This window comes from Protofrankia sp. Cas4, from assembly GCF_963555915.1.
Classification (GTDB): domain Bacteria; phylum Actinomycetota; class Actinomycetes; order Frankiales; family Frankiaceae; genus Protofrankia.
In genome coordinates, this window is sequence record NZ_CAUVXL010000082.1 from 11,618 (window position 1) to 13,342 (window position 1,725).

The window sequence follows — 1,725 nt, forward strand, 5'->3', positions numbered from 1 at the left end:
ATGAAAGGGAAGGCAGATGAGTCACGACACGATAGCCCGCTGGCAGTTCGCCATCACCACGGTCTACCATTTTCTGTTCGTCCCGTTGACAATCGGACTGTCGCTGCTGGTCGCGGTCATGCAGACGGCGTGGAACCGGACCGGCCACATTGAATGGCTCCGCCTGACCCGCTTCTGGGGAAAGCTGATGCTCATCAATTTTGCGATGGGGGTGGTCACGGGAATAGTCCAGGAGTTCCAGTTCGGAATGAACTGGTCGGACTACTCGCGCTTTGTCGGCGACGTCTTCGGCGCGCCGTTGGCCATGGAGGCGTTGATCGCGTTCTTCCTGGAGTCCACTTTCCTCGGTTTGTGGATCTTCGGGTGGGACCGGCTCTCCAAGAACGTCCACCTCGCCACCATCTGGCTGGCGTCGCTGGGAACGGTGATCAGCGCCTATTTCATCCTGGCGGCAAACTCGTGGATGCAGCATCCGGTCGGTTACCGAATCAACCCCGACACCGGGCACGCGCAGCTCACCTCGATCTGGGCGGTGCTCACGAATCCGACGCAGCTGGTCACCTTCCCGCACGTGCTGGCGGCTTCGCTGCTGACCGGCGGGGCCGTGGTGGTCGGGCTGTCCTGCTGGCACCTGCGGCGGGGCCACCAGGTGGAGCTGCACCGGCGGGCTGTGCACCTGGGCCTGGTCGTCTGCGCCGTCGCGTCGGTCGGGGTAATGATCTCTGGGCACTTCCAGGGGCAGGTCATGACCCGCCAGCAGCCGATGAAGATGGCCTCCGCCGAGGCGCTGTGGGACACCGAACGCGGGGCGGGGCTTTCGCTGTTCGCCTACGGTGACGTCTCGCACGGTGAGAACAAGATCGACATTAAGGTGCCGTACCTGCTGTCCTTCATGGCCACCAACACGTTCTCCGGGACGGTCCGGGGCGTCAACGACCTGCAGGCCGCCGAGGTCGCGAGGTACGGCCCGGGTGACTACACCCCGGTGATGGGCGTCACCTTCTGGAACTTCCGCGCCATGATGGGGCTCGGTGCGGCCTACTTCAGCCTTGCCCTGCTCGGGCTGCTGCGGATGCGCGGCGGCCACCTGCCCGGCGGACGCTATCTCCTGCTCGCATTCGTGTGGGCCTCGGCCCTGCCGTATCTGGCGAACACCGCCGGCTGGATCTTCACCGAGATGGGCCGCCAGCCGTGGGTCGTGTTCGGCCTGTTGCGCACATCCGACGCCGTGTCGCCCGGGGTCTCCACGACAGCGGTGATCGCGACTCTGGCCGGCTTCACGGTCATCTACGGAGCGTTGGCAGCCGTCGCGCTGCAGTTGTTCCTGCGCCACGGGCGGCACGAGATACCAGCCCTGAACCCGAACGTGACCATTGGCGGCCGATCCCGGCCTGGCGAGGCATTGCCGTCGCTCGCCTACTGACATCCCAGGACCGCTGACCGTAGAGCCGCCGGGCACGCGAGACAAGCGATGATCGCGTGCCCGGCGGCCGGGTAGGAGTAGGGCGATGCTTGAGGAGTTCTGGTTCGTACTGGTTGCCGTCCTGTGGGTCGGCTTCTTCGTCCTGGAAGGCTTCGACTTCGGCGTGGCCGCGTTGCTGCCGGTAGTCGGCGGGAGCGACGAGACCGACCGACGGGCGGTGCTCGGCACCATCGGCCCGGTGTGGGACGCCAACGAGGTCTGGCTGCTCACCGCGGGTGGGGCGATGTTCGCCGCATTCCCGG

General features: G+C 65.9%; 2 protein-coding genes. Both read left to right on the forward strand.

All coding sequences use genetic code 11. From position 1 onward, the window contains the following. Positions 1–16: 16 nt before the first annotated feature. On the forward strand, positions 17–1,423 hold the full coding sequence (locus tag U9979_RS07825) for a cytochrome ubiquinol oxidase subunit I (RefSeq protein ID WP_322768238.1): 1,407 nt from the start codon (positions 17–19) through the stop codon (positions 1,421–1,423). An 85-nt stretch (positions 1,424–1,508) separates the two neighbouring features. Next, positions 1,509–1,725 (forward strand): cytochrome d ubiquinol oxidase subunit II (locus U9979_RS07830; protein WP_322778833.1); only part of this gene is annotated, 217 nt, incomplete at its 3' end.